Genomic DNA, 13,014 nt, shown 5'->3' with positions numbered 1-13,014 from the left:
CCAATGGCTGATTACAACAACTTCACTCTCGAAATCGACGCCGACGGCATCGCGCTGGTCACCTGGGACATGAAGGATCGCTCGATGAACGTCTTCACCGAAGAGGTGATGGACGAGCTCGACAGGATCGTCGACCAGGTCGCCTCCGACGTCGCCGTCAAGGGAGCGGTTATCACCTCCGGCAAGGAAACCTTCTCCGGCGGTGCCGACCTCACCATGCTCAAGCGGATGCTGACGCTGTTCCATGAAGAGGAGCAGAAGAACCATGACAAGGCGGTCAAGCTGCTGTTCGACAATGCCGGGCGCATGAGCGCTTTGTTCCGCAAGCTGGAGACCTGCGGCAAGCCCTGGGTTTCCGCCATCAACGGAACCTGCATGGGCGGCGCTTTCGAACTGTCGCTTGCCTGTCATGGCCGCGTGGCTGCCGATTCCGACGTGGTGAAAATGGCGCTTCCGGAAGTGAAGGTGGGCATCTTCCCGGGTGCGGGCGGCACCCAGCGCGTGCCGCGTCTGGCCGACCCGCAATCGGCGCTGCAGATGCTCACCTCCGGCCAGAACCTTTCGCCGCAGCGCGCCAAGTCGATGGGCCTGATCCACGAGATCGCCGAACCCAAGCAACTGGTCGATGCCGCCAAGGCGATGATCCGGAACGGCCTCAAGCCCGTCCAGCCCTGGGACGAAAAGGGCTTCAAGCTACCGGGCGGCCCGGTTTATTCGGCCGCAGGTGCCAATCTCTGGCCGCCGGCAATCGCCATTCTTCGCCGCGAGACTTACGGCAACTATCCTGCCGCAAGCGCCATCCTGAAATGCGTCTATGAGGGCCTGCTGGTGCCGTTCGACATCGGTCTGAAGATCGAGCAGCGCTATTTCACCGAGATCATGCAGACGACCGAGGCGGCGATGATGATCCGCTCGCTGTTCGTCTCCTTGCAGGAGCTCAACAAAGGCGCACGCCGGCCCGCTGGCGTGGCCGCGACCAGGTTCAAGAAGATCGGCATCATCGGTGCCGGCTTCATGGGCGCCGGCATTGCCTATGTCACCGCCAGGGCAGGCATTCCGGTGGTCCTCATCGATCGCGACATGGAATCGGCCGAAAAGGGCAAGGCGCATTCCGAAAAGCTGGTCTCCGAACAGATCAGGAAGGGCCGCGCCAAGGCCGAGGACAAGGACAGGCTCCTGTCGCTGATCACGCCGAGCGCCGACTACGCCGATCTTGCCGGCAGCGACCTGGTCATCGAGGCGGTGTTCGAGGATTCCGAGGTCAAGAAGGCAACCACCGAAAAGGCTGAGGCGGTGCTCAAGCCTGCTTCAGTGTTCGCCTCCAACACTTCGACCATTCCGATCACGTCGCTGGCGAAGAACTCGGCCCGCCCGAAAAATTTCGTCGGCATCCATTTCTTCTCGCCGGTCGACAAGATGATGCTGGTCGAGATCATCCTCGGCAAGAAGACCGGCGACAAGGCGCTGGCGGTGGCCATGGACTATGTCCGCGCCATCAAGAAGACGCCGATCGTCGTCAACGACACGCGCGGCTTCTATGTGAACCGCTGCGTGCTGCGCTACATGTCGGAAGCCTTCAAGATGCTGATCGAGGGCGTGCCGGCGCCGATGATCGAGAATGCCGCGCGCGCTGCCGGCATGCCGGTCGGGCCACTGGCGCTGACTGACGAGACCGCGATCGATCTTGCCCAGCAGATCATGAAACAGACCATCCGCGATCTCGGCGAAAATGCCGTCGATCCCGAGCAGATGAAGCTCATCGACACCATGGTCGACACCCATGGCCGCTTCGGCCGCAAGAACGGCAAGGGCTTTTACGACTATCCGGAAAAGCCGGCGAAGAAGCATCTGTGGCCCGGCCTGAAGGACCTGTACCGGCAGCGCAACCCCGACAAGATCGACTATGAGGAGTTGAAGCAGCGTTTCCTGGTGGTCATCGCGCTGGAGGCTGCCCGCGTCATGGAGGAGGGTATCGTCACCGATCCCCGCGAGGCCGATGTCGGCTCGATCCTCGCCTTCGGCTTTGCGCCCTATACGGGCGGCGCGCTGTCCTATATCGACGGCATCGGCGCGGAAAAATTCGTCAGGATCGCCAAGGGCCTGCGCAAGAAATACGGCGCCGAGTTCAAGGCCCCGAAGCTTCTGCTCGACATGGCGGAGAAGGGCGAAACCTTCTACCAGCGTTTCGATCCTTATACGAAGGAAGAGGCGAAGAAGGCGGCTTAACGGGCAAGCTTTCCCCGTTTACGGAGAGAGGATGCCGGCAGGCAGGTGAGGGGGCAGCACGAACCTTGAGATGCCCGCGCTCCCCTGGCCCTTGGCCCGCCTTCTCCCCGGAGGGGAGAAGAGAGCGGCGGCAATTTCAGCTCCCTCCTCTCCCCAGTGGGGAGAGGGTGGCTTGCGCAGCAAGCCGGGTGAGGGTGCAATAGGCAGACGGGTGAATTGAAAAATGTATGTCTGGGCCCGCCTCCTTCGTGCCGTTCTCACCGCCCGCAGCCGTGGTCCCTATGTGATGGGCGAGGAGGGCCGGCTCGGCTTCCGCTGCCTGCCCACCGACATCGACACCAATGTCCATCTCAACAATGCCCGCTACATGATGCTGGCCGATGTCGGCCGCATCGACATTTTCCTGCGCAGCGGCCTGCTGAAGCTTGCCCGTCAGAACCGCTGGGCGCCGATGATGGGCGGCATGCAGTCCGTCTTCGTGCGCGAAATCCGGCTGTGGCGGCGCTTCGAGGTCGTTTCTTCGATTGACACCTGGCATGGCGCGCAGGTCATCGGCCGACATCGCTTCGTTCTCGACAACGGCGAAACAGCCGCCTTGGTGATGACCACAGCCGGCATCTACGATCTTCCGAACCGGCGTTTCGTGCCGATCCACGAAATATTCGCCGTGCTCGGATACGATGTGACGCCGCGCTCGCCGACCGAGGCCGAACGCATTTTCATGGATTCCCATGCCAGCCTGCGGGCAGTGGCAAGGCGCGGCGGCTGAGATCGGCTCGGCCGATTTTCTGGACAATCCGCGGCCGGCACGCTACAACAACGGCAAAGGTATTTTTTCCTGTTTTTTCTGACGCGAGATCACGACGATGCTTTCGCACGACCGGGTCTGGGCTGCCATCGACGCATTGGCCGAACGCCATTCGCTTTCGGCCTCGGGTCTGGCGAAGCGGGCAGGGCTTGATTCCACCGCCTTCAACAAGTCCAAGCGGGCCTCGGCCGACGGCAGGCCGCGCTGGCCGTCCACGGAATCGCTTGCCAAGATCATCGAGGCGACCAATTCGACCCTGGATGAATTCCTGGGTCTGCTCGAGGGCCGCCCGAACGCGGCGGACCGGCCGCTGCCGGTGCAGAAATCCACCGTGCCGCTGCTCGGTTTCGCGCAGGCCGGCGCCGGCGGCTTCTTCGACGATGCAGGCTTTCCCGCCGGCCAGGGTTGGGACCTGGTCGAACTCCCGGCGCAATCGACTGAAAATTCCTATGCGCTTCAGGTCCAGGGCGATTCCATGCTGCCGCTCTACCGCCATGGCGACGTGCTGATCGTCGAGCCGGGTGCGAGGATCAACAAGGGCGATCGCGTCGTCGTCAAGACGCATGGCGGCGAGGTCATGGCCAAGGTGCTGGCCCGCCGAACCGCCAAGGCAATCGAACTCCAGTCGATCAATCCCGAACATCCGACCCGGGATGTCGCCATGAGCGATGTCGATTGGATGGCGCGCATCGTCTGGGCGAGCCAGTAGGCGCGGGCGATGCGCTCCGGTGTCATAGCCGCCTGCGCCCTGACGCTGCTCGGTTTCAGCTTCGCCATTCTGGCCGGCGGTCAAACTTTGACCGGCCAGCCGTCTAACGACGAGGCGCTGTCTGCGCCGACGACCGGCGGCGCCGACGAACCGGCAACCCCAGCAGCTACAGAAGCCGATCCGCCGCGTCCCTCTCTGCAATCGCGCGTCACCGCGCCCGAAAAGCCTGAGCCGTTGGAGAAGTCCGCGGAACTCGAACGCACCGCGCCGCGCGAGCCGCTTGGCGATCTTGGCCTTGCCGCTTCGCCGAAGAAGAAGGCGGATGGCGGAACCATTCTCTATCGTCCGGTGGCCAGCGCCGCAGGCAGGATCGAGGCGATGGGTTACTCCATCACGCTTGCAGACATCGAAGCGCTCGATGCCGACGAGACCTGCGATTTCGAAGGCAAGACCTGGCCCTGCGGAGCAAGGGCAAGATCGGCCTTCCGGGCTTTTCTGCGCGGCCGCGCGGTGACCTGCGACGTGCCGCCCAAGCCGGACGGTGCCGTCACCCCCACCACTTGCCGGCTGGGCAAGCAGGATGTCGGCGCATGGCTGGTCGAAAACGGCTGGGCCCGCGCTACCGCCGGTCCCTACGCCGATGCCAGCGAGAATGCGCGCTCGGCGGGCAAGGGCATGTTCGGCCCGCCGCCGGCCGCAGTCAGCCTTCCCGCGCTGCCGGCGTCCGAAGATCTTGCGATTACGCCAACTGACCCGTCAGGGCCTTTTCAATAAGCGCGCGGGTTTCCGCAATTCCGTAAAGGGCGGCGAAGGAGCCGAAGCGCGGCCCGCGCTCCTGTCCGATCAGCACCTGGTAGATCATCTGGAAGAAGGCGACTGAAACGCCGGGGCCCCCTTCCGGGCTCTGTTTCGCATGGTCCTGATAGCGCTCGATCTTGCGCGCGACGTTCAGCGCCGCGTTCTGGATCGCTTCGCCACTGGCATCCGCCGGCAAGGCACCGAGGCTCTCCGACAGAGCCCGAAGTGCTGCTCGCTCGATCTCGTCGGGCGCGCGATAGGATTTCTGCGGCTTCACGAAATCGTCGAAATAGCGGATCGCATATTCCGCCAGTCGGTCGAGTTCGGGGTGTGTCTGCGGCGTCACGCCTTCGACATGGCGCGAAATGAAGCCCCATAGCACATCCTTGTTCTGCGCGTTGGAGGCGCTGACAAGATTGAGCAGCAGCGAGAACGGCACCGGCAGGTCGATCGACGGCGGATTGCCATAGTGCATGTGCCACACCGGATTGCCGAGGCGGTTCTTCCAGTCCTGCTTCGGAAAGGCCGAGAGGTAGGTATAGTATTCGTCAACCGCCTTGGGGATCACGTCGAAATAGAGCTTCTTGGCCGCCCGCGGCTTCTGGAACATATAGAGGCCGAGGCTTTCGGTCGGCGCATAGGTCAGCCATTCATCGATCGTCAGCCCATTGCCCTTCGACTTGGAGATTTTCTGGCCATTTTCGTCGAGAAACAGCTCGTAGACGAAATGTTCCGGCGCACGGCCACCGAGGATCTCGCAGATGCGGTCATAGATCACCGCATTGGTCTGGTGATCCTTGCCGAACATTTCGAAATCCACACCAAGGGCCGCCCAGCGCATGCCGAAGTCCGGCTTCCATTGCAGCTTCACAAGGCCGCCGGTCACGGGCAGGGTGGTTTCCTTGCCATCCTCATCGTCAAAAGTGATGGTGCCGTTCTTCGCGTCGACATGTTTCATCGGCACGTAAAGAACGCGCCCGCTCTTCGGCGAGATCGGCAGGAAGGGGCTGTAGGTTGCCTGACGCTCTTCGCCAAGCGTCGGCAGCATCACCTTCATAATGTCGTCATAGCGTTCGGCGGCGCGCAGCAGCACTTCGTCGAAACGCCCCGACTTGTAATAGGCGGTAGCGCTGGCGAATTCGTAGTCGAAGCCGAACGTGTCGAGGAAGCGGCACAGCATCGCATTGTTGTGATCGGCGAAGCTTGCATAGTCGCCGCCGAACGGGTTGGGCACGGCTGACAGCGGCTTGTGCAGATGCGGCTCAAGGAACGAGCGATCCGGTACATTGTCGGGAATCTTGCGCATTCCGTCCAGGTCGTCGGAGAAGCACAGCAGCCGGGTCTTGACCTTGTCTTGGGTGATGACCCGGAAGGCGTGCCGCACCATCGAGGTGCGCGCCACCTCGCCGAATGTGCCGATATGCGGCAGGCCCGAGGGTCCGTAGCCGGTTTCGAACAGGACGGTATCGGGAAACCCACTGCCTTTGTAGCGCGCCACGATCTTGCGCGCTTCCTCGAACGGCCAAGCCTTGCTTTCGGCCGCCGCGGCGAGAACCTCGGGGTTGAGATCGCTGATATGTGAGCCCGTCATGTCGCTGTCCTGCATCATCGCCGGCAAAAGCCGGCGATGGATGCTCTAAGGCGCGTGATGATGGGCGTCAACGATTGCAGGGGTTTTTCCTTGCGGCGCAAGGGCGCCCCTCCTACCTTCGCATGGTCATTGATGAAGGAAACCGGAATGCCGACGCCCACTGTCCAGGAAGCCCTGATTTATCTGATGGTCGTCACCTCGGCGTCCGACCGCGACATGACGGACGCCGAGCTTGGCCGCATCGGCGATGTCGTCCGCTCCTGGCCGGTTTTCGAGGAGTTCGACGACCGCAAGCTGGTCGCCGTGGCGCAGGACTGCCAGAAATTGCTGCACGAGCCGGAAGGCCTCGACGGGGTTTACGAGCTTGCGGCGCGCGTCATTCCCGAGCGGCTGCACGACACCGCCTATGCGGTTGCTCTCGAGGTCGCCACCGTCGATCTTGAAATGCGGCTGGAGGAAGTGCGGGTGCTTCAGCTCCTGCGTCGCAGTCTCGGTCTCGACGACGCCACCGGTACGGCGATCGAGCGCGCCGCCAAGGCGCGTCACCGAACGCTGACCTGACGATCGGGCTTTGTCGCCATGGATGGGATGATACCAACCGAAGCCGCAATCCGGATCGCGGCTTTCCTGGCGATCTTCGGCTCGATGGCGATCTTCGAATTATGGTCGCCGCGTCTGGAGCGGCCGGAGATGCATGGCGCGATGAAATCGCGCCGCTGGTTCACCAATCTTTCGATGGTGGTGATCTCGTCGCTCGTGCTTCGGGTGGCGTTCCCGGCTGCGGCGGTCGGCGCCGCGGTCTTTGCCGAAACGCGCGGTTGGGGTCTGCTGCGCCTGCTGGGGGCTGGCGGGCTTGTCGGCGGCATCATCGCTTTTGTCGTGCTCGACTTCGCCGTCTGGCTCGAACATGTCGTCAGCCACAAGGTGCCGTTTCTATGGCGCATCCACCGTATGCATCATGCCGATACCGGTTTCGACGTCACGACGGGGCTGCGGTTTCATCCGCTCGAGATTTTGCTGTCGATGGTGTGGAAGGCGGCGATAGTCATTGCGCTCGGAGCACCGGTGCTGGCCGTCCTGGTGTTCGAGATCGTGCTGAACGGCTCGTCCATGTTCAGCCATTCCAACGTCCGCCTCGGTGCGCGCATCGATCGCCTGCTGCGCCGGGTCATCGTCACGCCGGACATGCACCGCGTTCATCACTCCGCCGAACGCGTGGAGACGGATTCCAACTATGGCTTCAATTTCTCGTTCTGGGATCGCCTGTTCGGCACCTATTCCGACCAGCCGAGGCGCGGCCATGACGCCATGATGATCGGCCTCACCGAATATCGCGGCAACAAGCCGGCCCATATCGGCTGGTCGCTGTTGTTGCCGTTCCTCTCAAACCGTGCCCGGCAGTGACTGCGTCACCCTGAAAACTTCTCCGGCACACGGCGACGCCGCTTTAATAAAAACTCACCGGAAAATACCGCAAATAAAGTTCCGCGAATGTGCCCTTCATCGATATCTGATGCAACGCATAGTTGAAGGCATCCGCCAGCGTTTCGTCCTCAATCCTGGTCGCGATTGCAAGTCCGGTGCCGAGATATTCGGGTGCGAGATAGGGGCCGCCCGCGAAACGGCAGCAACCGGCAGCTTCCGATCCGGCAAGCCAAAAGCCGAGCCGCATGCCGTCGCCGAAAACCGCGACGATCTTGCCGGCCTTCAAATCCTCGAACATCCATTCGCGTTTTGAATAGGTGACGACCCTCACGTCCGGAAAATAGTCGCGCAACAGGCGTTCATGCGCCGAACCCTGTGTCACGCCGATACGCTTGCCCTCGAGTTTCTCGAAGATCGGCTCCGCGACGACGCTGTCCTTCGGCGCGATGAAACGGGCCGGAAATCGCAGATACGGACGCGAAAACGCATATTTCTCACGCGATTCCCGCGTCACCGCAATTCCGGCGATCACCGCCTCGCCTTCGCCTGCCTTCAGCGCTCGTTCCAACTCACCCCAGGGCAGCGCCTGGATCTGACATTTGTCGGCGATACCGAGTTCCGCGCAGATGGCTCGGGCCAGATCGACATGAAAACCCGAAAGCCGCCCGTTTGCGTCGATGAAATTGAATGGAGGGAAATCGGTGGTGGTCAGAAAACGCAGCCGCGCCAGCGTGGAAAGATCGGGCTTCTGCAACTGCTCCCTCGCATCCCACAGGACAGGCACCTCCGGCCCCGCTGCGCGCACCGGCAGACAGGCGAGAACGCCAAGGAAAATCGACGCCAGAAGGATCGAGCGGGCATTCACGACGAGGTTCCCTGGGCGGTGAAACTGAACGGAAATCTTTGGACGCCGCCGCAAGGACACGGCGTCGCACGATCATAGATGCTGGCTTGGCGCAATTCAACCAAAGGTACGTAGCCCGCACGAGAATGGCTGCTACGATCTGGTCGGGGCATATGGCGACATTGGGGGCATGTTGCGGTGGGGATTCTCGTAAATACAACGATGCGCCGGGGCGTGCGGCACACGGCGTGTTATGGCGCTGTTCCACTCTGATCTGGAAGATTCCGGCGTTTCGCGCCGGAACGCGTCGCAAGTCGTCACGGCGGACAGGGGACCATCCGCGCACACCGGCGCGGATGAGCTTTTCCTGGCAAGCCTGCTGATCCCGGACTTCGCCGACTGGAAGCCTGTACTTGCCCGGCTGGGCCTGTCTTTGGATGCCGCATCGCGCATCGCCATGCAGGCGGGCGTGAACGGCACCGATTTCCAGACCGAGCTGCTGGCCTCGGGCCAGGTGGGAGAAGTCGAGTTCTTTCGGGCGCTCGCCGTCGAACTCGGCCTGCCGTTCGTCGCCGAGATCGATCCCGACAAGATGATCGTGCGTGAAGCCGACTGCGTGGCGCTTCTGAAAAAGCGCGGCGGGCACAAGCCGGTCAAGCTGGAGGAGGCTTCGGGTGTAACCTGCCTTATCGCGCCGGAGCGGGCGCGCATCAGCCATATGCGCCAAATGTTCCGGCAGCGCCCGGCCTTGCGCGGGCGCCTCAAGATCACCACCAGCGGCGCCCTGCGCAATGCCGCGCAACAGCGCGCGCAGCCACTTCTGTCGCGGCTGGCCACGCGGGGCCTGTTCGAAAGATACCCGCAATATTCCGCGCTGATCGTAGCGAATGCCTGGCAGGGCTGGCTCTGCGGCGCGCTGTTCGTGACGCTGGCGGTCGCGCTGATGCTGGCGCCGGAAGCGGCCCAATTCGTCGTCCATCTCTTCTTCTCGGTGTTTTTCCTGGCCTGCGTCGCCTTGCGGCTCGTTGCGCTCCAGCAGGTGGTGCCGCTTCGCAATGCCAGCGTGCCGCGCCCCGTCCGCGCCGATATGCCGGTCTATTCCGTACTGGTCGCACTCTACGATGAAGCCGAAATCGTGCCGGACCTGCTGAAAGCGCTCGACGCCATCGTCTGGCCAAGGAGCAAGCTGGAGATAAAGCTCGTCTGCGAGGCTGACGACGCCGCCACGCTTGCGGCGCTGCGCGCCTTGCCGCTGCCGCCTCATATGGAGGTGATCGAGACGCCCGTCAGCAATCCGCGAACTAAGCCCAAGGCACTCTCCTATGCGCTGCCGGTGGTCAGCGGCGACTTCGTCGTGCTCTACGACGCCGAGGACAGGCCCCATCCGCTGCAATTGGTGCTGGCATGGCAGCGCTTCTCGCAAAGCGGCGAGGACCTCGCCTGCCTCCAGGCTCCGCTCGAAATCGCCAATCGGCACACCGGCATAATCGCCCGGATGTTCTTCTTCGAATATGCGGCCCTGTTTCGCGGTCTGCTGCCCTGGTTGGCGCGGCGCCGGCTGATCCTGCCGCTCGGCGGTACGTCCAACCATTTCCGCCGGTCGGCGCTCGAACATCTTGGCGGCTGGGACCCGCATAACGTCACCGAAGATGCCGATCTCGGCCTGCGGCTGGCGCGCTTTGGCTATCGCACGGAGATCATCTCGTGCCCGACCTATGAGGACGCGCCCGAGGATTTCTCCACCTGGTTGCCGCAGCGCACCCGCTGGTTCAAGGGGTGGTCGCAAACCTGGCTCGTCCATATGCGTCAGCCGTTTCGTCTGGCCAAGGACCTTGGGCCGCTCTCCTTCGTGCTGACGCAAGTCCTGTTCGCCGGCATGGTGGTTTCGGCGATCTTTCATCCCTTTTTGGTCGCCACCGCCCTCCTGATCGTGCTGAAGCTCGCGCTCGGCGGCTCTTTGAGCGTGTGGCAGTCGGGCTTGCTGCCGATCGACATCGTCAACATCGTCTGTGGCTATCTCTCATTCCTGCTGCTTGGGTGGCAGACCCTGGAGGGCAAGGAACGCAGAAGCTTCTGGAAAATCGTCGTTTTCACGCCGGTCTACTGGATGATGATGTCGCTTGCCGCCTGGCGCTCGCTCATCCAATTGTGGTCGCGGCCGCATCATTGGGAAAAAACGCCGCACTTCAAGCCACGACCTGTCCCGCCGGACTGACCGGCGTGGCGCCGTGCGGGCGGCCTATTTGACGACGAACTCCGGGCCCTCGCCGATGATCTTCTCGTCCGCTTCGCCAATGGCATCGAGGTCGCGGCCGGGATAGGGCAGGCTGGTCAGGATGCGCCTTATCACTGCCAGCCGCGCCCGGCGCTTGTCGTTGGCGCGCACGATGATCCACGGCGCGTGCGCCGTGTGGGTGCGCTCCAGCATCAGGTTGCGCATCTGCGTGTAGTCGTCCCATTTGGAGATGCCGGCGATATCCATCGGCGAGAATTTCCAATTGGTCAAAGGGCTGTGGCGGCGGTCGTGGAAGCGCTTTAGCTGCATTTCCTGTCCGATGCTCAGCCAGAACTTGAAGAGGTTTATCCCCTCGCTGACGACAAGCTCCTCAAAGCGCGGCGTCTCTTCGAGGAAATGCCGGTGTTGTTCAGGTGTGCAGAACCCCATGACCGGCTCGACGCCGGCGCGGTTGTACCATGAGCGATCGAAGGACACGAATTCGCCGGCAGCGGGAAAGTGCGACATGTAGCGCTGATAGTACCACTGACCGCGCTCGGTTTCGGTCGGCTTTGTCAGGGCTACGTTTCTTGCGGTGCGCGGGTTCATATATTTGCGGATGGCATTGATCGTGCCGCCCTTGCCGGCGGCGTCGCGTCCCTCGAAAATCGCCAGAACCCGGCTGCCGGTCGCCTGCATCCATGCCTGCAGCTTGACGAGCTCTATCTGCAGCCGCTCAAGGGTCGCCTTGTATTCCTTGCGCGGCATTTTCTCGTCATAGGGATATCCCCCGGATTGCATCTTCGCCTTGTCGATCCATTTCGGCAGCTTCGGATCGTTGATGTCGAATATGCGCTCGGTGCCGTCGACCATGATCGTCAGCGGCCCTACGACCGCACCATCCGCATCGGCTTCGGCTTTTTTCATGGGCGCAACCTTTCCAGTATGGCCAGTCATGCTATTGGGAGCTTCCGGATCGGTCTAGCGTGAACTTTCCGGAGCCGGCGCGTGAAGCGGGCTGCGGCCGCATCATGCTTCGTGATGTGGAATCTGGCATGAATGATGATGCGAGCAGCAAAAGCCCGGTAAGAAGCGCCCTGCGGACGGTGGCGCTGCGCTTTGGCCAGAACCGCTGGATGCTTGCGGCCGGCGTCGTCTGCGTGCTCGCCATTCGGGCCTGGGGCAGCACCGACAATGCGGTTTTGATCGCCATCGCCGTGCTTTTCCTTGTTGCGGCCGCCGCGCCAAGCCGCACCCCGCGTGAGCGCCGCGCCGAGCAGGCGGCCGCGGCCACTGCAGACGCAATGGGCGGCCTGTCGAGCGAGCAGCTTGCCGCAGCCGTCGCCGATCCGCTGATCGTCTTCGATGGAGCGGGCGGTGTCGTCCATGCCAATGAAGCAGCCGTCGCCGCATTCGGCGAGATGCGCCCCGGCATGTCGCTGCTGTTGAAATTCCGCGCGCCCGAGATGCAGGACCTGATCCAGTCGGTGCTGTTTTCTCACGCTTCGGTGCGCATTGCCGACTATGTGGAGCGCGTGCCGATCGAGCATGTCTACCGCGTCACCGCCTCCGCCGTCGGCCGCGGGACCGGGCTCTACGTGCTGGCTTTCAAGGACCAGAGCGAGGCACGCCGTATCGACCGCATGCGGGCCGATTTCATTGCGAACGCCAGCCATGAACTGCGCACGCCGCTGGCCTCGATCGCCGGCTTCGTCGAAACGCTGCGCGGTCCGGCTCGCGACGACGCCCAGGCGCGCGATCATTTCCTCCAGATCATGCAGAACCAGACGGCGCGCATGGCCCGGCTGATAGACGATCTCCTGTCACTGTCGCGGCTGGAGATGAAGTCCCATATCAAGCCCGGCGTGAAGGTCGAGTTGCGCGGAGTGCTCGAAAACGTCATGGATTCGCTTCGTCCACTCGCCAGCGATTCCGGTATCGTGATCGAGCGCGATTTCGCCGACGGCGCTTTCGAGGTTTCCGGAGACCGCGACGAACTGTTCCAGGTGTTCGAGAATCTCCTGGAAAACGCCTGCAAATACGGCCAGTCCGGCGGACGTGTGCTGGTGTCCATCGCCGGACCGCAGCCGGGTGGCGAACCCGAGACAACGGTGACGATACGCGATTTCGGCCCCGGAATCGCCGAAGAGCATATCCCCCGCGTAACGGAACGCTTCTACCGGGTGGATGCCGAAGCCAGCCGCGCCCACAAGGGCACCGGACTGGGCCTCTCGATCGTCAAGCACATATTGACTCGACACAACGCCCGGCTTTCGATCAAGTCGAAACTGGGGGAAGGTGCCGCCTTCACCGTGCATTTTCCAGTCGATTGACGACGCGGTCGGCGCCGCGTTCGGCCTCCCCCCGGCGCTTTCTTTATTCCGTCATATCCGTAGCT

At 62.6% G+C, this 13,014-nt stretch carries 11 protein-coding genes; 8 read left to right on the top strand and 3 right to left on the bottom strand.

Annotated elements, in window-relative coordinates; genetic code table 11:
* Positions 1–3: 3 nt before the first annotated feature.
* From ACLKMW_RS05255 to ACLKMW_RS05240, 4 genes are all read left to right on the top strand, one after another.
* Entirely contained in the window at positions 4–2,226 is a 2,223-nt protein-coding gene (locus ACLKMW_RS05255; protein ID WP_415723342.1) for an FAD-dependent oxidoreductase, read from the top strand.
* 223 nt (positions 2,227–2,449) lie between these two features.
* Positions 2,450–2,995, top strand: a complete 546-nt coding sequence (locus ACLKMW_RS05250) for a thioesterase family protein (RefSeq protein ID WP_415723341.1) — start codon at positions 2,450–2,452, stop codon at positions 2,993–2,995.
* A 97-nt stretch (positions 2,996–3,092) separates the two neighbouring features.
* Entirely contained in the window at positions 3,093–3,743 is a 651-nt protein-coding gene (locus tag ACLKMW_RS05245; protein WP_415723340.1) for a S24 family peptidase, read from the top strand.
* 9 nt (positions 3,744–3,752) lie between these two features.
* Positions 3,753–4,517 carry a thermonuclease family protein gene (locus ACLKMW_RS05240; protein WP_415723339.1) on the top strand — a complete coding sequence of 255 codons (765 nt, stop codon included), beginning with the start codon at positions 3,753–3,755 and terminating at the stop codon, positions 4,515–4,517.
* Here the strand turns inward: ACLKMW_RS05240 and ACLKMW_RS05235 are convergent.
* Positions 4,483–6,132 carry a lysine--tRNA ligase gene (locus tag ACLKMW_RS05235; protein WP_415723338.1) on the bottom strand — a complete coding sequence of 550 codons (1,650 nt, stop codon included), beginning with the start codon at positions 6,130–6,132 and terminating at the stop codon, positions 4,483–4,485. The genes ACLKMW_RS05240 and ACLKMW_RS05235 overlap by 35 nt on opposite strands.
* Before the next feature lie 147 nt (positions 6,133–6,279).
* On the opposite strand from ACLKMW_RS05235, the gene ACLKMW_RS05230 reads away from it, so the two are divergent.
* The gene (locus tag ACLKMW_RS05230; protein WP_415723337.1) at positions 6,280–6,693 is read left to right on the top strand and encodes a tellurite resistance TerB family protein; all 414 of its coding nucleotides are present in this window, start codon (positions 6,280–6,282) and stop codon (positions 6,691–6,693) included.
* An 18-nt stretch (positions 6,694–6,711) separates the two neighbouring features.
* Positions 6,712–7,536, top strand: coding sequence for a sterol desaturase family protein (locus tag ACLKMW_RS05225; protein ID WP_415723336.1), 825 nt, complete (start codon positions 6,712–6,714; stop codon positions 7,534–7,536).
* Between the two features lie 43 nt (positions 7,537–7,579).
* Here ACLKMW_RS05225 and ACLKMW_RS05220 read toward each other — a convergent pair whose 3' ends face one another.
* Positions 7,580–8,422 (bottom strand): transporter substrate-binding domain-containing protein, encoded by an 843-nt coding sequence (locus ACLKMW_RS05220; RefSeq protein ID WP_415723335.1) that lies wholly within the window; start codon positions 8,420–8,422, stop codon positions 7,580–7,582.
* Positions 8,423–8,654: 232 nt separating this feature from the next.
* Between ACLKMW_RS05220 and ACLKMW_RS05215 the strand changes: the two genes are divergently transcribed.
* A complete protein-coding gene (locus ACLKMW_RS05215; RefSeq protein WP_415723334.1) occupies positions 8,655–10,616 on the top strand; it encodes a glycosyltransferase family 2 protein in 1,962 nt (653 codons plus the stop codon).
* A gap of 24 nt (positions 10,617–10,640) precedes the next feature.
* Here ACLKMW_RS05215 and ppk2 read toward each other — a convergent pair whose 3' ends face one another.
* A complete protein-coding gene (gene ppk2, locus ACLKMW_RS05210; RefSeq protein WP_415723333.1) occupies positions 10,641–11,543 on the bottom strand; it encodes a polyphosphate kinase 2 in 903 nt (300 codons plus the stop codon).
* A 128-nt stretch (positions 11,544–11,671) separates the two neighbouring features.
* Here ppk2 and ACLKMW_RS05205 point away from each other — a divergent pair, with 128 nt between their 5' ends.
* On the top strand, positions 11,672–12,949 hold the full coding sequence (locus ACLKMW_RS05205; protein ID WP_415723332.1) for an ATP-binding protein: 1,278 nt from the start codon (positions 11,672–11,674) through the stop codon (positions 12,947–12,949).
* Positions 12,950–13,014 lie beyond the last annotated feature (65 nt).

This window comes from Borborobacter xinjiangensis (assembly GCF_047739745.1).
Lineage (GTDB): Bacteria > Pseudomonadota > Alphaproteobacteria > Rhizobiales > Rhizobiaceae > Pseudaminobacter.
Note: the sequence above shows the minus strand (reverse complement) of the source record. Positions and strands in the feature narration are given on the sequence as shown.

Coding starts and splice junctions, on each gene's coding strand:
- ACLKMW_RS05255 (WP_415723342.1), top strand. CDS start 4: ATGGCTGATTACAACAACTTCACTCTCGAAATCGACGCCGACGGCATC.
- ACLKMW_RS05250 (WP_415723341.1), top strand. CDS start 2,450: ATGTATGTCTGGGCCCGCCTCCTTCGTGCCGTTCTCACCGCCCGCAGC.
- ACLKMW_RS05245 (WP_415723340.1), top strand. CDS start 3,093: ATGCTTTCGCACGACCGGGTCTGGGCTGCCATCGACGCATTGGCCGAA.
- ACLKMW_RS05240 (WP_415723339.1), top strand. CDS start 3,753: ATGCGCTCCGGTGTCATAGCCGCCTGCGCCCTGACGCTGCTCGGTTTC.
- ACLKMW_RS05235 (WP_415723338.1), bottom strand. CDS start 6,132: ATGACGGGCTCACATATCAGCGATCTCAACCCCGAGGTTCTCGCCGCG.
- ACLKMW_RS05230 (WP_415723337.1), top strand. CDS start 6,280: ATGCCGACGCCCACTGTCCAGGAAGCCCTGATTTATCTGATGGTCGTC.
- ACLKMW_RS05225 (WP_415723336.1), top strand. CDS start 6,712: ATGGATGGGATGATACCAACCGAAGCCGCAATCCGGATCGCGGCTTTC.
- ACLKMW_RS05215 (WP_415723334.1), top strand. CDS start 8,655: ATGGCGCTGTTCCACTCTGATCTGGAAGATTCCGGCGTTTCGCGCCGG.
- ppk2 (WP_415723333.1), bottom strand. CDS start 11,543: ATGAAAAAAGCCGAAGCCGATGCGGATGGTGCGGTCGTAGGGCCGCTG.
- ACLKMW_RS05205 (WP_415723332.1), top strand. CDS start 11,672: ATGAATGATGATGCGAGCAGCAAAAGCCCGGTAAGAAGCGCCCTGCGG.